Origin of the sequence: Corallococcus terminator (assembly GCF_049194865.1) — a bacterium.
GTDB lineage: Bacteria > Myxococcota > Myxococcia > Myxococcales > Myxococcaceae > Myxococcus > Myxococcus terminator_A.
In genome coordinates this window covers 1-19,011 of record NZ_JBLZWL010000116.1, presented here as the reverse complement: position 1 = coordinate 19,011, position 19,011 = coordinate 1, and the positions used below count along the sequence as shown (strand labels likewise).

At 69.4% G+C, this 19,011-nt stretch carries 14 protein-coding genes; 8 read left to right on the top strand and 6 right to left on the bottom strand.

What is annotated here, in order from left to right:
* Positions 1-2,046: an FtsX-like permease family protein gene (locus ACN469_RS34580; protein WP_498775074.1), complete on the bottom strand. Its 2,046-nt coding sequence runs from the start codon at positions 2,044-2,046 to the stop codon at positions 1-3.
* A gap of 190 nt (positions 2,047-2,236) precedes the next feature.
* Between ACN469_RS34580 and ACN469_RS34575 the strand changes: the two genes are divergently transcribed.
* The gene (locus ACN469_RS34575; protein ID WP_498775072.1) at positions 2,237-3,733 is read left to right on the top strand and encodes a class I SAM-dependent methyltransferase; all 1,497 of its coding nucleotides are present in this window, start codon (positions 2,237-2,239) and stop codon (positions 3,731-3,733) included.
* Between the two features lie 134 nt (positions 3,734-3,867).
* Complete coding sequence (locus ACN469_RS34570) at positions 3,868-4,836, top strand: fatty acid desaturase (RefSeq protein WP_498775070.1); 969 nt, start codon at positions 3,868-3,870, stop codon at positions 4,834-4,836.
* A gap of 2 nt (positions 4,837-4,838) precedes the next feature.
* Here the strand turns inward: ACN469_RS34570 and ACN469_RS34565 are convergent, their stop codons facing one another.
* Genes ACN469_RS34565 through ACN469_RS34550 form a run of 4 tightly spaced genes read right to left on the bottom strand, consistent with a single transcriptional unit; the run spans position 4,839 to position 9,509 of the window.
* Positions 4,839-6,005, bottom strand: a complete 1,167-nt coding sequence (locus tag ACN469_RS34565) for an aminotransferase class I/II-fold pyridoxal phosphate-dependent enzyme (RefSeq protein ID WP_498775068.1) — start codon at positions 6,003-6,005, stop codon at positions 4,839-4,841.
* Positions 6,006-6,026: 21 nt separating this feature from the next.
* Complete coding sequence (locus ACN469_RS34560; RefSeq protein ID WP_498775066.1) at positions 6,027-7,520, bottom strand: class I SAM-dependent methyltransferase; 1,494 nt, start codon at positions 7,518-7,520, stop codon at positions 6,027-6,029.
* A gap of 10 nt (positions 7,521-7,530) precedes the next feature.
* On the bottom strand, positions 7,531-8,559 hold the full coding sequence (locus ACN469_RS34555) for an ABC transporter permease (protein WP_498775465.1): 1,029 nt from the start codon (positions 8,557-8,559) through the stop codon (positions 7,531-7,533).
* Positions 8,559-9,509 carry an ABC transporter ATP-binding protein gene (locus ACN469_RS34550; RefSeq protein ID WP_498775064.1) on the bottom strand — a complete coding sequence of 317 codons (951 nt, stop codon included), beginning with the start codon at positions 9,507-9,509 and terminating at the stop codon, positions 8,559-8,561. The genes ACN469_RS34555 and ACN469_RS34550 overlap by 1 nt, the downstream gene beginning before the upstream one ends.
* Positions 9,510-9,610: 101 nt before the next feature.
* Between ACN469_RS34550 and ACN469_RS34545 the strand changes: the two genes are divergently transcribed.
* From ACN469_RS34545 to ACN469_RS34535, 3 genes are all read left to right on the top strand, one after another.
* The gene (locus ACN469_RS34545; protein ID WP_498775463.1) at positions 9,611-10,432 is read left to right on the top strand and encodes a lysophospholipid acyltransferase family protein; all 822 of its coding nucleotides are present in this window, start codon (positions 9,611-9,613) and stop codon (positions 10,430-10,432) included.
* Positions 10,429-11,373, top strand: coding sequence for an NAD-dependent epimerase/dehydratase family protein (locus ACN469_RS34540; protein WP_498775062.1), 945 nt, complete (start codon positions 10,429-10,431; stop codon positions 11,371-11,373). Before ACN469_RS34545 ends, ACN469_RS34540 begins: the two co-directional genes overlap by 4 nt.
* 67 nt (positions 11,374-11,440) lie before the next feature.
* Positions 11,441-12,640 carry a cupin-like domain-containing protein gene (locus ACN469_RS34535; RefSeq protein ID WP_498775060.1) on the top strand — a complete coding sequence of 400 codons (1,200 nt, stop codon included), beginning with the start codon at positions 11,441-11,443 and terminating at the stop codon, positions 12,638-12,640.
* Positions 12,641-12,661: 21 nt separating this feature from the next.
* Here ACN469_RS34535 and ACN469_RS34530 read toward each other — a convergent pair whose 3' ends face one another.
* The gene (locus ACN469_RS34530) at positions 12,662-13,627 is read right to left on the bottom strand and encodes an HNH endonuclease (RefSeq protein WP_498775058.1); all 966 of its coding nucleotides are present in this window, start codon (positions 13,625-13,627) and stop codon (positions 12,662-12,664) included.
* 279 nt (positions 13,628-13,906) lie between these two features.
* On the opposite strand from ACN469_RS34530, the gene ACN469_RS34525 reads away from it, so the two are divergent.
* From ACN469_RS34525 to ACN469_RS34515, 3 genes are all read left to right on the top strand, one after another.
* On the top strand, positions 13,907-15,145 hold the full coding sequence (locus tag ACN469_RS34525) for an endonuclease domain-containing protein (protein ID WP_498775056.1): 1,239 nt from the start codon (positions 13,907-13,909) through the stop codon (positions 15,143-15,145).
* Positions 15,132-16,136, top strand: coding sequence for a hypothetical protein (locus ACN469_RS34520; RefSeq protein WP_498775054.1), 1,005 nt, complete (start codon positions 15,132-15,134; stop codon positions 16,134-16,136). Before ACN469_RS34525 ends, ACN469_RS34520 begins: the two co-directional genes overlap by 14 nt.
* A gap of 21 nt (positions 16,137-16,157) precedes the next feature.
* Positions 16,158-19,011: helicase HerA domain-containing protein (locus ACN469_RS34515; RefSeq protein WP_498775052.1), on the top strand; the 2,854-nt coding region annotated here is incomplete at its 3' end.

Sequence of the window (19,011 nt, the reverse complement as noted above, 5' to 3'; positions counted from 1 at the left end):
TCAGTCCTCCCTCTTTCGCATCGCCACGGCGGGAGGCACCGAGCTGCCGCGCCACGCGGGCACCAGCGAGGCCACCACCACCACGCCCACCACGCCCAGCCACACCGCCGCGCCCTGCCCCAGGGACAGCCGGGGCATCAGCACCGGGCCTCCCATGAAGAACTGGAGGGACTCGTCCGTGACGCCGATGCCGTCTCCCATCATCCCGAACAGCAGCGCCGCCGCGATGGCCAGGCCCACGCCCGCGCCCAGTCCGCCCAGCAGCAGCCCTTCGGTCAACAGCGAGCCGAACACGTCGCGCCGCTGCATTCCCACCGCGCGCATCGTCCCCACCTCGCCCACGCGCTCCTGCGCGAGGAGCAGCAGCGTACCGGCGGAGACCAGCACGACGAACAGACACAACATGACGGAGAACGCGAGCAGCACCACCCGCGTCAGGCCCACCACCTCGCTGACGAAGCCGCCCGCCGCCTCCCAGTCCACCGTCGTCAGCGGCACCGACGCGCTCGTCGCGCGCTGGACGACGTCCAGGGCCACCGCCTCCGGGTTCGCCTCCGGTGTCACCACCACGGCCGCCTGGAGCACGCTGCCTCCGCGCAGCTCGGTCGCGGAGAATGTCTCCGGCCACGCGCGGGCGCGCGGGAAGTCCGGTATCCCCGACGAGGGCTTCTCCGGCGTATCGACCTCCACCACGGTGGCCGGCTTGAGCAGGTCCACCTCCGACTCCGGCAGGAAGTCCAGGCCGAGCGACTGGGCGTCGCGCTTCGCCTCCTCCACCAGCTCCGGCGACAGGCGGCCCGACAGGTAGCGCGCGCTCACCAGGTCCATGAGGCTGAGAGTGTTGACGCGGCTGGCGTCTCCGCCGAGCCCCCGGAAGCGGTACGTGCCCCAGACCTTGAGAGGCACGCCGTTGACGAGCGAGTCCAGACCCTTGAGCACCACGGTGTCCCCGGGCTTCACGCGGTACAGCGGCAACAGCGGGGCCAGCTCCGCGTAGAAGAGCTGGTGACGGGTGGCGAAGTTGGCGTCATCGAGTTTCAGGAACTCGCGCCACAGGGCCTCCGCCTCGCCGGGGTGTCCCAGCACGCGGGTGAGCACCGCGCTCGCGGCGTCCGAGCGCTCCGCGTCCACGCGCGCCAGCAGGTCCGGCAGCTCCGCCGACGCGCGGTCCACCAGCGTGCGCAGCCGCTCGTCCTCCGCGAGCAACGCGCCCCGGTCCAGCTCCCGCTTCAGCTCGTCCAGCCGCGCGGCGACCGGCAGCTTGAAGCGCTGCTCGTACAGGCCGTGTCCCAACAGCAGGCCCCGGTGTCCCGGGGGCGGCAGCGTGCCCGTCACCAGTTCGAAGCGCGGGAAGGCGCGGACGAACTGGTTCAAGTCACTGCCCAGGTACTCGATGTCGATGGACTCGCCCTCGCCCACCTGCCGGGCGACGTGGTTCTCCAGGTACTCGAGCGCGGCGAGCGGCTGGGCTCCGAAGCGCTCCCAGAAGGCGGGCGTCGTCGCCTCCTCCAGCGCCGCGCGGTCCATGCGCGCCTCGTCGGCGGTGAGGAAGGCCTCCGCTTGCCGGTCCGCGTCACGCGCCACGTCCCGCAGCGTGCGTTGCAGGTCCACCCCCAGCCTCACCAGCCGGGCATCGCGCTCCGGCGAGGGCGGCTGACGCGCCACGGCACGCGCGGTGGAGAGCTTGTCGTCCAGGTAGTTGCCGCGGAACGTGGCGCCCATGCCCACTTCCAGCGGCACGACGTCGCTCACCCCGGGCGTCTCGCGCACGCGGGCCTCGGTGGCGGAATAGTCCGGCAGCGGCACCAGCACCGGCGCGCCCGTGGGGCCCGTCACCACCACGGCGGACTCGGTGGACTGGGAGTTGTAGACGAGGAAGTGGCCTGCTCCGCTCTCGATGACGCTGCGCTGGGTGCCCTCGGAGATGCCCGCCACCATCGCGAAGCCCAGGGTGAGCAGCAGCGCTGAGCCGAGCGCCAGCAGGGCCACCACCCAGCTCCGAGGTCGGGCCACGACGCTCTGGAGCGCGAACGACAGCAACGTCACTGGAGACTCCTCGCGATGCGGACCCTGCACACTCGCCCCGGCGGGGCGGGCGGCGTCCTCGACCGGACGTGGAGCCTCGGACGATAGAGAACCCCTTCGAGCGATACAAGCCATACGCCCTGGCTGGTTGCGCGACGCAAGAAGGACAGACCAAGCTGCACGCCGCCTCCTCCCTCCTTCGAGACAGCGCATGACGGCCTCCCCCAGCCCCTCCCTCGCGCAGTCACTCCATTTCTGGGCGCGCAACGCCGCCAACGAGTCAGCGCTCCTGCAGGCCTCCCTTCGCCTGGGCCTCTTCGACGCACTTCCGGTGCAGGGCATCTCCACTCCAGGTTCCGTCGAGGCGCTCGCCACCACGACGAGCACCTCCGCCCGAGGACTGCGGGCCCTGCTCGAGCTGCTGGTGTGCCTGGGTTACGTCGCCCAGCAGGAGGACGCTGACGCGCGGCGCTTCGCCCTGACGCAAGGCACCGCGGCGTTCCTGCGAGACAGCGCCTTCCTCCAGCGACTCCAGGCCGAGCAGGCGTGGTGGAGCCCGGTGGCCCTGCTCGACGAGGCGGTGAAACACGGCGAGCCCGTGGAGCACGCGGGACGTCGCTGGGATGTGCTTGGACACCTCCGCGCGCTGCTCCTCGAGGCCGCCGCGCCCGCCTCCAGCGCGGAGGCGGAGGACTTCTTCGACCGCTTCGCCCGGAGCGGCGCGCGCACGCAGGTGCTCATCACCTCGGGGCGGCTGGGCCTGCTGGAGTTGCTCGCGTCCGCGCCGCGCACGTTGCCGGAGCTGGGCGCGGCCACCTACCTGAGCACGACCGGGCTGCGCGTCGTGGTGGAGGTGCTGGAGAAGCTGGGCCTCGCGACGCGGGAGGGCGAGGCCTTCGGGCTGAGCGCGGAGGCGCGACGGCTGCTGGACGGCAAGGCGCTGGCGTACCTGGTGCGCTCGCTGAGCGTGTCCGCGCAGTACACGGAGGCGCTGGGGCGGCTGGGCGAGACGGTGCGCGAGGAGCGCTTCATCCTGGACCTGAAGGACCCGGAGGTGAGCCGGCGCTTCTACGCGGACAACTCCAACCAGATTACGGCGGTCTTCGCGTCGCACTTCCAGCTCAGTCGCAAGGCGGCCACCACGCTCGCTCGCGCGCACCCGCTGGAGGGCGCGGCGGTGCTGGATATCGGCACGGGCTCCGGCGTGTGGGGCGCGGCCTTCGCGCGCGCGACGCCGACGACGCACGTCACCTACTTCGACCAGGCGGTGGTGCTCGAGCAGGTGAGCGCCAACCTGAAACGGCTCCAGGTGGCGGACCGGGCGCGCTTCTGGCCTGGAGACTTGTTCACCCACGACTTCGGGGAGGCTGCCTTCGACGTCATCATCCTCCCCCAGGTGCTCAACGTCCTGAGGCCGGAGAGCCTGCCGGGCCTGTTCGCGCGCGTGGCCCGGGCGCTCAAGCCCGACGGCGTGCTGCTCATCGCCGAGTACGTGCTCAACGAGCGCCGCGACGGGCCCCTGGACCACCTGTACTTCGGCCTGCGTCGGTTCATGACCAACGAGGGCGACCTGCTGTCCGCCTCCGAGTACGCGCGGCTGCTGGAGGCGGTGGGCCTGTCCTCGTCCGTCTGCATCCCCCTGCCCACGCAGGAGATGATTCTCGCCGCGCGCCCCGGGGTCAGCCTGCCCACGCGGCTGGCGGACTGAGCACGCACCGCGTCACGGGCTTTCCACTCGGGGCATATCCCCCGCGAATCCGGGCCACTCGCTTGCTCGTGGCGCGATACCCCGACTAGCGTCGCTCCTCCCTCGCGTTCGAGTCAGACCCCTGAAAGGTCCTGATGCGCGCCGTGCCGAAGATGGACAGTCCTGGCTCCGTGGCCTTGCCCGAAACGGGCGAGCGCGGCGCGTCCATCGCCACGAAGCTGCGCGGCCAGTTCGCCCGGCGGGTCGCCACGCTGGGCTACCACTCGCACTCGTTGCCGGCGGGCGTGGGGCACCTGCTCCTGCACGTCGGCCTCGCGGTGGCGGCGGCCCTGGGCACGGCGCGGCTGATGGCGGACCACCCCGTGGCGGGTTGGGTCGTCTACCCGCTCGTCGCCTTCTTCATCGGCACGCGCTTCCGGGCGCTGGGCAACATGCTGCACGAGGCCTGTCACGGCATGTTCGTGCGCGGCAAGCGCCGCAACCGCGTCTTCGGCCACCTGCTGGCCGTCATCGACCTGACAGCGCTGGAGCCGTACACGCGCGAGCACTTCACGCACCACCTGCACCTGGGTGACGCACAGAAGGATTTGGACTTCGCGCCCCGGCGCCGCTTCGGCTTCGCGGAGGCGGACCGGCCGTTCGTGAAGGACCATCTGCTGCGGCCCCTTTCGCTGATGCACCTGCCCGCCTTCCTGCGGCCGGTGCTCTTCCACCGCACGGACCCGTGGGCGGTGACGCTCACGCGGTGGGCGTTCCTCGCGGGACTGGTGGCGCTGGCTCAGTGGGGCATCGGCTGGAAGGCGTTCGCCCTCTTCTACGCGCTGCCGTACATGGTGCCGTACCAGGTCATCCGCTACTGGTCCGACGCGGTGGACCACGCGGGCGTCATCGGCTCGCCGGACGAGTTCCACCGCTCGCGCAATCACATCTTCGCATGGGGCTGGCTCAACCGGGTGCTGTTCCCCCGGCACGACCAGTACCACCTGACGCACCACCTGTTCCCCGCCGTGCCCACCGCGTTCCAGGGCCGCGTGCACCAGATGCTGCTGGAGGACGCGGACTACTCCGCCCGCGACCACTCCTTCACCGCGCTGCTGCGGTAGCGCTACCGGGCCGTCGCCCGCTCAATCACCGCGAGCGCCTCCGCGAAGTGCGCCGGTGCCGCGCCCAACCCCAGCCGGAAGCCGTGCCCCCGCTCCAGGGGATGCGCGCCGCGGGGCTCGCCGACCTCCATGGCGCTCAGCGGCAGCACGAACACATCCGCCGCCGCCAGGGCCTCCAACCGGGCAGAGAACACCGCAGGCTCCATGGCGTCCCGCACGCCGATGCAGGTGACGAGGCCCCCCTGCGGCGCGGTGCCGTACACGCCCCGCGAGCGCTCCAGGAACGCGGCCAGCGTGCGTCGGTTCTGGAGCCAGTCCTCACGCGCGCGGTGCAGCGCGGGGCTGTGCAGGTCCTTGAGGACTTCGTACGAAATCCACTCCGTCACCGGGTTCACCGTGTGCGTCGTGTAGTTCTTCTCGTTCTGCATCAACGCCAGCATCTTCGTGTCGCCCACGCACCAGCCGATGCGCAGCCCCGGACACCCCAGGCACTTGATGAACGAGCCCGTGACGAACGAGCGCGTGCCCGGCCGCCACACCGTGGCCCCCAGCACCGCGTCCTCCGAGGACAGGAACCGGTAGTGCTCGTCGCCCACCACCGTGGCCCCGTTGGCCTCGGCCCACGCCGTCACCGCGTCCAGCAGCCCCGCGTCCAGCACCAGGCCGCTCGGGTTGTGGGGCGTATTGATGATGACGGCGTCCGGACGCTCACGCTCCAGTCGCTCCAGCCACTCGCCCGCGTCGATGGACGGCTGGCCCTTGGCATTCCAACGCACGGGCAGCTTCACCAGCTTCGCGCCCTGCTGCATAGGCAGCTCGTAGAGGAGCTGGAACGCGGGCCACGCCAGCGCCACCTTGCGCGGACGCAGCTGGCGGAACAGCAGCAGCAGCGCCTCGCTGGTGCCGGTGGTGATGAGCACGTTGTCCCGCGTGGCGCCCGGGTGCATGGCGGCCACCAAATCCCTCAGGTCCGCGCGCCCCCAGTTGGGACTGTCGCGCAAGAGCGTGGACAGGAAGACGTCCGCCGCCTCGGCGGGACTCACCCCCGAGCCCGTCAGGAGCTCGCCCACCGTGACGGGACGGCCACCGGACTCCCCCAGGTTGTAGCGCGCGGTGAACCGCGAGCCCTCCAGGTAGTCCTCCATGAAGAATGAACGCAGCGGTTCCATCTCGACTCCGGAAGTGAGGACTTACGCGGCCGTCACGGCTGCGCTGGGGACCACGGGCCAGGCGACGTCGCCGCGATGAGCCACGACCACCTGTTGGATGGGCATGTCGAAGCCCCGCGCGGACGACAGTCCCACGGGCGTCAGCAGCGCGCGGAACTCAGGCAGGGACAACACGTCGCCCTCGTTGGACACGTAGCGCCGCAGCGAGAAGTAGAGCGCGTCGAGCGGCCCGTCCCGCCGGTCCGTGAGCAGGTAGCCCGAGATGAGCAGGAGCCCTCCGGGCCGCAGCGCCCGCGCGAGCTTCGCGAAGAAGCCCGGCAGGGCCTCGGGCGGCAGCGCGGGGATGATTTGCGGCAGGAGGATGACGTCGTACTCCGCCTCGCCGTAGTCCACCGTGAGGCAGTCGCCCTCCCACAGCCGCGAGCGGGCCTCCAGCTTCAGCTTCGTCAGGTGCGGGCGCACCGCGTCCAGCACATGGGGCGAGTCCAGGTACGTCACGTGCGTCGTGGGCGCCGCCAGCCCGAAGGCCGCGCCCCACACGCCGGAGCCGGTGCCCACGTCCAGCACCCGCGCGCCCGCGAGCGAGCGCATGGAGCCCACCAGCTCCGCCGCCTTGCGACTCAGCCGCAGGTGCGAGGCGAAGATGCTGGAGATGCGCGACGCGTTCTCCTGGTAGATGCGGCGCGCCGTCTCGGGCTCCCTCAAGTCCAACCGGAAGCGATGCTCGCGCACCGCCTCGTCCAGGTGCCCGAAGGCCTCCCAGTAGGCCATCGTCGCCGGCAGCGCGCGCTGGAAGTACGGCAGGCTCGTCGCATCCAGCATCCGCGCCGCGGACTCCGTGAAGCCCCAGCGCCCGTCCTCCTCGCGCGTGACGTCCAGCGTGGCGAGCACGCCCAACAACACGCCCAGCCCCTCCGGATGCGCGCCCAGCTCGGCAGCCAGCGTGGCCTTCGGCGCGGACGACTCCACCAGGCGCGCCAGCAGGCCCAGCTCGGCCGCCGTCACCAGCGCCTGGGTGCGCGCGAAGTTGCGCGCGAAGCGGTCATGGAAGTCCTCCGCCTCGGGGCCAGGCGCGGGCGGCGAGGGCGAAAGGAACAGCGCGCTGTACCAGCCGAGCAAATCTCGCCCGTCCACCGCGCCACCGGTGCGCACCGCCTCCGGCAGCTTCGCCGTCACGTGCCACCAGCCAAGGACGTCCCGCAGCCGCGCGGTGAAGGAGTCCTCCGCGAGGAAGGCCGCCGTGGCGTCCGCGAGCGCGTAGCCCCGCCCCTCCTCCAGTCGCACGAAGCCCAGGCCCACCAGGGGCTCGATGACGGAGCGCACTCCGCGCGAGTTCGCACCCAGCTGTCGAGCCAGGGCCTCCAGCGACACGGGCACCGCGCCGGGCCCCCGGGGAAGCCTGTCCAGCAACCCGAGCGAGAACGCGGCCTGGAGCGCCGCGGACTCGTTGCTCGCGTCGCGGGCCAGGAAGTTGAGCTGCTGGACGAAGGCAGGTGACACGGCGGGCTTCGACATGGACTCTCCCTCAGACCCAGCGGAACCAGCGCAGCGCGGCGACCATCGGAAGGACCGTCCAGGCGGCGAGCACCGCCATGGGCACTCCCAGCGTCATCAGCGACGTGCCTTCCAGCATGATGGAGCGCAGCGAGTCATTGAGCGCCGTCAACGGCAGCGCGCGGATGAGCGGCTGCATCCAGCCGGGGAAGTTCTCCGACGCGAAGAAGACGCCGGACAGGAACATCATCGGCATGGAGACCAGGTTGACGAGGCCACCCACCGACTCCTCGCTGCGCGCCCGGATGGACACCAGCAGCGCCAGCGAGGCGAAACACATGGCGCCCAAGAGGCCCACGCCCAGCAACGCGAAGTAGCTGCCGAACATCGGCACGCCGAAGAGCCAGCGCGCGAAGACGCAGAAGAAGGCGACCTCCAGCACCGCGAAGACGGTGCGCCCCAGGAGGAAGGCCAGGAAGAAGTGCGAGCGGGGCATGGGTGTGCCCGCCAGGCGCTTGAGCAGCTTGCCGCCGCGCATCGACACCAGCGGCACCGCCAGCGCCCACAGGCTGGAGGACATCAGCGACATGCCGAGCAGCCCGGGGATGAGGAAGTCGATGTAGCGATTGCCCGGCTCCGACACGGGCGTCGTCTTCACCGACTCCAGCCGGGGGGCGTCCGGCGCCCGCGCCAGGGCCTGGGACACCAGCAGCCGCGCGGTGCGGCCCTCGGGCTGGCTGGGGTCCACCAGCGCCTCCGGACTCGAGCCACCGGACACGAGCACCAGCGACACCCGCCCTCGGGCGAGCAGGCGCCGCGCCTCGGCGGCGTCCAGGACCTGGGCCTCCAGCTCCGGCGTCCCCTCCAACCGGGCGAGCAGCGCCGGGGCCCCCGGCCCATCGGTGACGGCCACGCGCACGGGCGACAGCGACTCGTTGCGGAAGGCCAGCCCCAGCACCAGCGTGGTGACGATGGGGAAGATGAACGTCCAGAAGAGCACCTCGGGCTGGCGCCACAACACCCGCAGCCGCATCAGCAGCAGTTGTCCCAACGAGCCCATCACGCCGCCTTCTCCTCGACGCCCTCGCGCAGCGAGCGTCCCGTCAGTCCGATGAACACGTCATCCAGCGTGGGCCTTCGAGTGGACAGGTGCCGCAGCCGGGCGCCCGCCGCCTCCACCTCGCGCAGCACCGAGGGCAGCGCCACATGCAGCTCCTTCACCCGCAGGGAGAGCCGGTCCGCGTGGCGCTGCGCCGAGACGACCGCCGGCAGCGGGCGCAGCCGCTCCAGGTCCAGCGCGGGGTCCGCCTCCAGCTCGATGACCTGCTCGGCCCCCAGCGAGGCGATAATGTCCCCGGGTGTCCCGCGCGTGATGACCTGGCCCTTGTCGATGATGACCAGCCTGTCGCACAGCACCTCGGCCTCGTCCATGTAGTGCGTGGTCAGCACCACCGTGCGGCCTCGAGCCTTGAGCGCCGACACCACGTCCCACAGCGCCCGGCGCGACTGGGGGTCCAGGCCCGTCGTCGGCTCGTCCAGGAAGAACAGGTCGGGGTCTCCCGCCAGGCCCAGCGCCAGGGCCAGCCGCTGCCGCTGCCCGCCTGACAGCTTGCCCACCCGCGCCGCGCGCTTCTCGCCGAGCTGCACCATTCCAATGAGCTCCTCGACGGGGAGCGGGCGTGGATAGAAGGAGGCGAACATCTTCACCGTCTCCTCCACCGTGAGGTGCTCCACCAGCCGCGTCTCCTGGAGCGTCAGGCCGATGCGCTGGCGCAGCTGCGTGGCGGAGCGCTTCCAGTCCAGACCGAGCAGGCGCACGTGGCCGGAGGTCGGCTCCTGGAGTCCCTCGAGGATTTCGACGGTGGTCGTCTTGCCGGCGCCGTTGGGGCCGAGCAGACCCACGCACTCACCTCGGCGGATGTCGAGGTCAATGCCGTCCACGGCGACGACGTCACCGAAGCGTTTGACCAGTCCCTTCACCTCGATGGCGAGCTCGTCTGGGGATGTCATGGGGGGATGTGGCGGCAGTATGGACCAGGGAGGGGTCTTGGCCCAATGCACTCGGCGCGGAATGCAGCGGGACTCACCCGGGGGTGCTACGGTCCCGCGCCGTGGCCCTGAGCGACGGATTGGAAGCGCGGGTTGACCGGCTGGAGTTGCCGTTCAACGAGTACGGCGTGGACCCGTACGGAATCTCCAAGAGGCACGTGAGGGACGCGCTGCGCCTCTTCACGCTCATCTACCGGTATTACTTCCGGGTGCGCTGCCATGGCATCCACCACATTCCCGCCCGAGGGCGCGGGATGCTGGTGGGCAACCACTCCGGCGGCGTGGCGGTGGACGGCGCCATGGTGCTGACGTCCACCATGCTGGAGATGGACCCGCCCCGGCTGTCGCAGGGCATGGTGGAGCGCTTCCTCCACAAGTTCCCCGTCTCCTCCCTCTGGGCCAGCCGCACCGGCCAGTTCACCGGGCTGCCCGAGCATGCGAAGCGGCTCTTGGAGGACGACCGGCTGTTGATGATCTTCCCGGAGGGCGCGCGCGGCACGGCCAAGCTGTATCCGGACCGGTACTCGCTGGTGGACTTCGGCACGGGCTTCGTGCGGCTCGCGTTGCAGACGCGCTCGCCCATCATCCCCTTCGCGTTCCTGGGAGGTGGCTCGGCCATCCCCACGGTGTTCAACGCGTACACGTTGGGCAAGCTGCTGGGGGTGCCGTACATCCCGCTGACGCCGTACCTGCTCCCGGTGCCGTTGCCGGTGCAGCTGGAGATCCACTATGGCGAGCCGCTCGTCTTCCACGGCACCGGGGACGAGGACGACCACGTCATCGAGGGGTATGTGGCGAAGGTGAAGGAGCGCATCGCGGGTCTCATCGAGGTTGGCCGGGCGGGGCGACAGGACCGCGGGCTGGCGAGGAAGCTGCTGCCATGAGGGTGCTCATCCCGGGTATCTCTGGAGGAATCGCGCGCAAGCTGGCGCTGCGGTTGAAGCTCGCCGGCCACGATGTGGCGGGGGTGGACATCCGCCCATGGGAGAACGCGAAGGAGGCGGGCATCGAGGTGTTCCGGGGCGACGTGCGCAAGCGCGTGGCCGAGGACGTCTTCCGCCGCTGGCGTCCGGAGGCGGTGGTGCACATGGCCACCGTCACGGCCTTCACGGTGCCGGGGGCGGAGCGGGGACGCATCAACCTGGACGGCACCAAGGCGGTGTTCGACCACTGCGCGACACACGGCGTGAAGCAGCTGCTCTTCGTGGGACGGCACACGTTCTACGGGGCGGCGCCGGACTCGCCGCTGTACCACTCCGAGGACGAACCACCGCGCGCGCTGGAGGCCATCCCCGAGCTGGCGGACCTGGTGGCCGCCGACCTGTACGCGGCCACGGCGCTGTGGCGGCTGCCGGAGGTGACGACGGGGGTGCTGCGGCTGCCGTACACCCTGGGCGCGCCGGGCACGGGGACGCTGGCGTCGTTCCTGAAGGGCCGACGGGTGCCGCTGGTGCTGGGGTATGACCCGCTGTTCCATGTGATGCAGGAAGAGGACGTGGTGACGGCGTTGCAGCTCGCGCTGGAGAAGAAGGTGCGGGGCATCTTCAACATCGCCGGGCCCGCGCCGATTCCGCTCTCGGTCATCGTGAGGGAGACGGGGCGCATGGGGGTGCCGTTGCCTTCGCGGGTGTTGTCGTTCCTGTTGGGGCGGGCGGGCTTCCCCCGGCTCTCTGTGGGGGCGCTGGACCACCTGCGTTATCCCATCGTCGTGGACAACCGGCGCTTCCTGGAGGCGACGGGCTTCGAGTTCCAGCACAGCGTGGCGGACACGCTGCGCATCTACCGCGAGGCGGCGCCGGTGCCCGTGTCGGGGGGATGGCTCTAGGGGTGCTCCGGAGGGCTCGGGGAGACATGCTAGCGTGGAGGCCCCCTCGTGCCGCGAGTCGGAGCCCATGCCCCTGAAGCCCCTGCCCTTTTCCGCCCCATCGGTTCGCAGGTTGGAGCGCCCATCGCTGGAGGAGCTCCGGGAGTGGCACTACCGGGAGCCCGTCATCGTGCGGGGGTTGCTGGAGGACTCGGGGCTGCTCGGGGAGCTGCGCTCGCGGTCGACGTTGGACGGCAAGCTGGCGGCGCTGGAGGCGCAGCTCGGAGAGCGCACGCACTACTTCTGCGTGTTGCCGCCGGAGTCGCGGGGGCAGTACCGGCCGAAGCTCGTGGTGAATGACGCGGATGGGGCGGCGGCGGTGATGCCGGAGCAGGGCACGTTCGCGGACTTCGCGGGGCGCCTGAAGGCGGCGGTGGAGACGGGCGAGTACGTCTACATGCAGAACGGGATGCTGGAGCAGTCGCACGTCCGGGAGAAGCTGCGCTTCGACTTCCTGCGGTTCACCGAGCCGCTCGGGGTGGAGAGCAAGTTCTGGATTGGTTCGGATGGGCAGGTGGTGAACCTGCACTACGACGACTGCATCAACTTCATCTGCATGTTCGAGGGCACCAAGCGGGTGACGATGTTCCCGCCGGAGCAACTGGCGAACATGTACCACGCGCCGTTCGACGTGCTGGGGGGCGGAGCGCCGACGACGAGCGTGCAGTTGTTGGACCTGGATTTGGAGAGGCATCCACGGTTCCGCACGGCGTTGGAGCATGCGTGTGTCGCGGTCGTCGAGCCCGGGGATGCGCTGTTGATTCCGCCCTTCTGGTGGCACCACGTGGAGTCGTTCGGGGCGATGCATGTGATGGTGAACAGCTTCATCACGACGATTCCGTCCTCGGCGACGTTGGAGCTGTGGAAGGACCTGTCGGCGGGAGTGCGGGCGCTGGCGAGGGCCACGCCGGAGGAGCGGAGCCGGGAGCGGGACATCTTCCGGCGGCGCGTGTTCGGGAACGAGGAGGGTGGGGACACGTCACCGCTGGCGGAGCAGGCACGGAAGACGTTCCAGGCACTGCCGCGCTCCTGGCGGGAGCATGTGGCCAGGTTGTGGGAGGCGTTCGCCTTCCAGGTGCACGGGACGCCGTTCGAGGCGACGCCGGGAGGGATTGAGGGACTCCTGGAGCGACAGGAGGGACAGCTCACGCTCTACCCGAACGCCAACATGCTGGCGGAGATGCCGGATGTGCTGGAGCTGCCTCAGGGGGACCCGGACCCGCGGTAGCCGCGGCCCCGGGCCGATGTGTCAGGCGCGCATTTGGAACTGCTTCCAGCGCGCCTGCAGTGCCTCCTTGCTCAGCAATCGGGCATCACAGGCGAGCACAGCACCATCCCAGGCTTCGTAGCCCATGCCCTTCGCCCGCCGATGGAGCTGGATTTTCAAAGTCACGGGATCGATACCCAGCAGGTCCAGATCGAAGAGAGTATGGATGTCCGCGCGCAGCAAAAGCCCGTTCGAGGCGTGATTATCTTTTTCTCCGCGATAGGGAATTATGTGCGCCGCTTCCAGCAAATCCAGGAGGTGACATTTCGTGACGAGACACTTGTTGTCGAACTGCTTGAGCAAACTCTGCCGGAAGGCTTTCTGCCCTCGACGTGCACGAATCGCCCGCGACACACGCTCCCTTTCGTCCTCATGATTTGGAACATAGGGCTCCTCCAATGCGTCGGCGGCAATGAGACCGAGTCCATGGACAGGCCCAGGTGAAGCAAGCTCCTGAATCAAGGGAAGCAACCCGGGAGCGGAGTCACTCAATCGAGAAAGTACCACCTCCTGCATAGCCATCTGCCGATTGAACTTACGACAAGCAGCTCGTGCCTGTGCAATTGAGATCGGCGTACCCGAAGGGACGCCTCTGAATGTGTCACCAAACCAAGCAGAGAACTTGGTACAAGGCGCGTTGATGGAGTTCACGTCATCGACCAGGTGCCCCGCATCGCACTTGAAGCGAGGGCGAAGCGTCTTCCGCTCAACGCTGACAGTTGCACCACACTTCGGGCACTTGCGCTGGAGCTTTGTCCCCGCGACGGCGTCGATTCTCTCGATACTGGCAACTCCCAGAACCTGCCTTTTGTCGCAGATAATCAGCAGGTCCCCTTTGACGATTTGAAGGTGGTTCTGGACTTTGCTGTCATAGCGATAGACCGACGCCAACTCGTCGGCATACCCCTCGTTACCCGCGTAACCACGCTCTTCTCCATACGAAAGCACCAGCCACGTACGTCCTGAGTCCATCCCGACAGTGGAATGTCTTGAGGCAAGGTACTGAAGGATTCGTGAAATAGGCTCGTGCAGAGACGACCCGTGACATCGCCCTGTCTTTCTTCCTCGGGCGTGAATCGAGCACACAGAGAGGGGTGGTTGCAGACCCTGCCGCGCAGGTTGTGCGCCATTGGATGGAGCCTGTGCCCCCGGCTTGCCAGCGGTATCCATGCAGGAGCAGGCTTCCATCCCAGTACGACGGGTCCATCACAGGAGACCCGTGGGGGAATGGGCTTGCTGTCACCGGCGGACACCGCGCTCCTGGACTCGCTGGACCGGCATGCCCGGCGGCGCGCGGAGGGCATCCCCACGCTGAGCGTCCTGGTCGGCCCTCAAGACCGCGCCCGCCTCCTCTGGGATGAATGGCTTCACCGCAGCGGATTGAAGGCCGCGTCCTCGGGAAGCGAAGATCTTCGCACCACCGTCTCCACCTGGGCCTCCGCCCTCACCATCGAGCGCAACCTCTCGCGCGACGCTGAGAGCTACGTCGTCCTCTCCCAGCGCGCCTTCTCCCCTCGCGAGCTGCACTTCGAGGGCAAGACGCCTCACGAGCGCCACGTCCTCTTCGAGCGATTGGAGCCACCCCACTCCGAGCCCGCCACCTGGGCCTTGTGCCGACAGCTCCTCGTAACCCCTTCGCCTGCTGCGCCCGGCGAACTCTCCGCCGAGGTTCGCGAAGCCATCACTCGCGACCCTCTCCGCCTCCTCCACGCCCTCCTCTGCCTCATCCCCGAGGGCCGTGCCCCCGCGCTCCACCTTCGCGTCTCCCCTTCCGACTCGCGCAGCCTGCGCACTGCGACCGCCCTCTGCACCGCGGCCCCTATGCTTCACATCGCCTGCATGCTGCCTCCCGAGGCGCTCGGCGAACCTCGTGGTCGCAAGGAAACCCATGCCCTCGCCATGCTGCGTGAGGGCCTGCTCGAACTCCCCGACCCCAGCAGCACGTCCGCCCCCCTCGCTCCGCGAACACCCTCCCCGGAGCAGGCTCCCTCCGCGCGGCCACACGCGCAGGACGCCAAAGTCGAGCCCCTCCTCGAACGCTTTCGTGAAAGCGCGCAGGCCGTCCACGTCGCTCGCCAGAAAGATGAAGCCCGTGCCCGCAGCAAGGCCGAGCGCTTCCTCTACAACAAGATTCTCCAGGTCCACCCCGCCACCCGGGGCCTCTTCGCCCTCAATGCCACCTTGGACCTCGGCGATGGCAGTCGCCCCCTGGAAGTGGACTTCCTCTGCCGCGAGCTGCGGCTCGCCGTGGAGATCGACGGCTACCACCACTTCCTCGACCCCGAGCGCTTCCGCCGCGACAGACGCAAGGACCTTGCCCTCCAGCGCGCCGGGTACTGGGTCGCTCGCTTCCTTGAAGAAGACGTCGTGCCTCGGTACGAAGAGATTCTCAAGACAATCGAAGCACTGATGGCCGCCCGGCGGCAGGAAGCCGCCGCACAGAGGACAACGCATGGACAGCCCTGACAACCGGTTGGCGGGACTCGCACTCACCTGGCTCGCTCCCCGTCCCCACCGCACCGGCACCCGGGCGGAGCTCGACAAGGCCCTGCGCCCCTTCGTGGAACACCGCCTCAGCCGCTCCGAGTGGAAGACCCGCCTCGACTCCGTGCTGGAGCACCTGCTCCAAGAACAGCTCGTGGCCCGGAAGAACAAAGCCGGCCTGGAGCTGACCAGCGCCGGCCTCACCCGCGTCCTCCAGTTCCTGCGCCTCGAACAGCTCCCCAAGGGGCTCACCTGGAAGAAGCTCAAGGCCACCTACCTGCTCGCCAACAGCCTGGAGCTCACCCCATCCAAGGCCGTGCTGACCCGACTCGCCGACGCGGACGGCGTGCGCGCGGCGGTGCTCGGCAGACAGTACCCCGCCGTGAGCGCGGGAGACCCTTCCCTCCCTCAGCTCCGCGACCGGCTCCTCTGGCGTCAGCTCGGCGTCGACACCGAGCGCCCCTTCTCCCTCGCCGCCGTGCAGGCGCACCTCCTCGGCAAGCTGCTCGGCACGGAGGTGAAGGACCCTCGCAAGGCCGTGGAGCAGCTCACGGCCCGAGTCGCGGGAGCCACGCGCGCCGACGCGGAGGCCGTGCGCCTCACCCTCCTGCGCAAATGGTTCCTTCCCGAGCAGCCTGCTATTCCCACAGTGGTGTCCACCGCGCCGACGACCCGGAACGCGGAGCCACCGCCACCTCGCAAGGAGGACTTCGCCGACCGCGTCCTCTCCGTGGCCCGAGCCCTGCCCACCGGCCGTTTCGGCCGCGACAAGGTGTTCATCTCCCACGTGTGGAAGGCCCTCCAGCCCGAGTGGCCCCACCGTGAAGCCTTCGATGCCGCGCTGCTGGAAGCCAACCGCACCCAACGCCTGTCCCTGACTCGCGCCGACCTCGTCTCCGCCATGAACCCCACGGACGTCGCCGAGTCCGAGGTGCGCTCCTACGGCGCCAGCTTCCACTTCGTCGTCGTCTGATTCGCCCTTCCAGGAGCGCGCATGTCCAGCGACCCTCGACTCAAGGTCTTCCTCTCCGACAGCGGAGAGGTCTTCAGCGGCGTCCAACAGGGCCAGTACCTCTGGCAACCCGACCCGTTCGACGTGGAGACGCTCAACGCTCCGGCGCGCCGCGCCTTCAAGCGCCTGCTGGACCGCGCGACGACCACGCCCGCTCCCGACACCGGCAAACTCCTGCTCCTGCTCGGAGAGTCCGGCAGCGGGAAGACGCACCTCGTGCGAGCCTTCCGCAATCACGCGCACGGGCAGAAGCGCGGCTTCACCGGCTACATGCCGATGACCGTCGATGCCGCGCACTACGACCGCTACCTCCTCTCCAGCCTCATCGACTCGCTGGACCATCCCTACGACGTGGCCCAGGGCGACGACAGCGGCCTGATGCACCTGTCCAACACCCTGATGAGCCAGTGCACCAGCCTCTTCGCGCCGCTCATCGAACACGAGCAGAAGATCCTCGAAGACGATGAACTGCACGGCACCGTCCGAGCCGTCGCGGATGAACTGCTCGCGGACGCGCGCTTCCGGAACGTGGAAGTGGACCTGCTGCGCGCGCTCATCTACTTCCAGCGCAGGGACCCTCGCATCAACCGCCGCATCTTCAACTGGCTGCGCTGCGAGGAGATCTCCACGGAGGACCGGAAGGTCATTGGAGAGCTCATCCCCCGCACGTCGGACGACGGCCCCGCGCGGATGGTGGAGCACCTGGGCCGACTCATGGGCGCGCTGGGCCATGCACTGGTGCTCTGCGTGGACCAGGTCGAGGACATCAGCGACTTCGATCAGCGCCCGCAGATGGAGAACTCGTTCCGCCGGGCGATGAACACGCTGGCCGCCATCGCGGGCAAGGTGCCCAGGGCCGTGGTCGTCGTCTGCTGCCTCTCCGACTACTGGGAGAAGATGCGACCCCTGCTCACGCGCGCAATGGTCGATCGCATCGAGAACGACCCGGAGCCCGTGACACTGGAGCGCACCGTCACCGCAAGCACCGCGCGAGACATCGCGACCCGCAGGCTCCGCTCCCTCTACGAGCAGCGCGGCGTGACGTTCGACGCCAACACCCCGACTCATCCCATTCCTTCCGAGGGCTTCGAGGCGCTCGGTGGACAGCGTGCCCGCGATGTCCTCAACGAGTGCCGCCGGTATCGCGAACGCGCCATCGACCTGCAACAGTTGCCGGACTCCTTCCCGCTCCCGTCTCCCAACAGGCGCGCGGGCGATAACGACGTGAAGCCGCCTCCTGGCTCCGGGCCCATCGACATGGACCAGGCGTGGACGGACTTCCGCGCCGCCTACAAGGAGAAGCTGCCCGAGGACCCTTCCGATGTGACCGCCCTGCTCGCCTGGGCCATCGAGATGGGCAGCGAGGAGCTGAACGGCTCGCCCCGCTTCCTGGTGAAGACTCGCAACGGTGACGACCTGCTGGACGTCGGCGTCCATCCGTCGGGCAACAAGCTCATCCTCGCGCTATGTGAGCACAGCTCGCGGGGTGGTCACCTGGGTCGACAGATGGCGGAGGCCCTCAAGGCCGCGGCCGGCAAGACACCCGTCCTGGTCCGAACCTCCGAGTTCCCCTCCACCACGGGAACAGTGGTGGAAGAGCAACTGGGACGGCTCTTCCGCCAGGGTGGACGCCGCGTGGTCCTCGGCGACAGCGACTTGAGGGACCTGTCGGCCCTGCGAGACTTCCGTGCCCAGCACGTGGGACAGGCGGCCCTCGCGGAGTGGAGCCGCACGGCGCGTCCCGTCACGCGATTGAAGTCGATGGGCGACATTCTCGGGCTGGAGCGACTCGGGCTCCCGCCTCCGCCCACGGGGCCCGCGCGGCCCAAGACAGAGGGAGAGCCCACGAGCCGCACCACGAAGAGCGCCGAGGTGCCCGCTCCGCCCGCTCCGCCGCGAGCCAGGACGGAGAACGGTTTCATCCCGAGGCAGACCACGCTCTTCAATGACTCGGTGACTTCTCCCTTCGGCAGGCCGCTTCGCGACGCCACAAGCGAGGACGTCGCGCCACCCCCTCGTGCGGAAGCCACAAGTGGCGCCATGGACAAGGCGTCAGCGAGCCCGGCCAGTGCTCCCACCGCACCGCGCCCGCCGAGCCAGCCCCCCGTCTCCGTGGACGACGCCGCCGAAATCGCCACACGGAACATGAAGGCGGTGAGTGAGCTGTTGACCGGGCACGAGTCCCGTCCGCCCGCCCCCGCCGCGAAGCCCGCTGGTCCTTCTGTTCCGGGAGGGCTCACGCCGAAGGCTCGCCCCACTCCCGCGTCCGGTACTTCGGTGCCTCGCGTTACTCCCGTCTCCGGCCCCCCGGTGCCTCGCGCTACTCCCGTCTCCGGCCCTCCGGGGCCTCGCCCCACTCCCTCGTCCGGCACTCTGGTGGCTCGCGTCCCTCCCGCATCGGGCCCCACGGCGCCTCGGGTCACTCCCGCATCCGGCACTCCGGTTCATCGCGAAGTCCTCACGGGCCCGCTGGGGATAGGCGCCTCGGAGGGACTCCTCACGCAGCCCATCACCCTCGAACCCTCCGAGCTGACGCGGCACAGTGCCTTCCTGGGTGGCTCGGGCAGCGGCAAGACGACGCTCGCGCTCAACATCCTGGAGCAGCTCCTGCTGCGCGGCATCCCCGTCATCCTCGTGGACAGGAAGGGCGACCTCGCCACCTACGCCCGCCCCGAGTCCTGGAACGAACCACTGGAAGACGCCGTGCTCCGCGAGCGTCGCCGGCTGCTGCGCGAGCACGTGGACGTGGCGCTGTACACGCCGGGGCGCTCGGATGGCAGGCCCCTGGCCATTCCCATCGTCCCTCACGGCATGGAGACGCTGCCCGCCGAAGAGC

Excerpts from the sequence above, each read along its gene's own strand:
- ACN469_RS34570 (WP_498775070.1), top strand. The coding sequence starts at position 3,868 with ATGCGCGCCGTGCCGAAGATGGACAGTCCTGGCTCCGTGGCCTTGCCC.
- ACN469_RS34525 (WP_498775056.1), top strand. The coding sequence starts at position 13,907 with ATGGGCTTGCTGTCACCGGCGGACACCGCGCTCCTGGACTCGCTGGAC.
- ACN469_RS34550 (WP_498775064.1), bottom strand. The coding sequence starts at position 9,509 with ATGACATCCCCAGACGAGCTCGCCATCGAGGTGAAGGGACTGGTCAAA.
- ACN469_RS34520 (WP_498775054.1), top strand. The coding sequence starts at position 15,132 with ATGGACAGCCCTGACAACCGGTTGGCGGGACTCGCACTCACCTGGCTC.
- ACN469_RS34565 (WP_498775068.1), bottom strand. The coding sequence starts at position 6,005 with ATGGAACCGCTGCGTTCATTCTTCATGGAGGACTACCTGGAGGGCTCG.
- ACN469_RS34535 (WP_498775060.1), top strand. The coding sequence starts at position 11,441 with ATGCCCCTGAAGCCCCTGCCCTTTTCCGCCCCATCGGTTCGCAGGTTG.
- ACN469_RS34560 (WP_498775066.1), bottom strand. The coding sequence starts at position 7,520 with ATGTCGAAGCCCGCCGTGTCACCTGCCTTCGTCCAGCAGCTCAACTTC.
- ACN469_RS34555 (WP_498775465.1), bottom strand. The coding sequence starts at position 8,559 with ATGGGCTCGTTGGGACAACTGCTGCTGATGCGGCTGCGGGTGTTGTGG.
- ACN469_RS34575 (WP_498775072.1), top strand. The coding sequence starts at position 2,237 with ATGACGGCCTCCCCCAGCCCCTCCCTCGCGCAGTCACTCCATTTCTGG.
- ACN469_RS34540 (WP_498775062.1), top strand. The coding sequence starts at position 10,429 with ATGAGGGTGCTCATCCCGGGTATCTCTGGAGGAATCGCGCGCAAGCTG.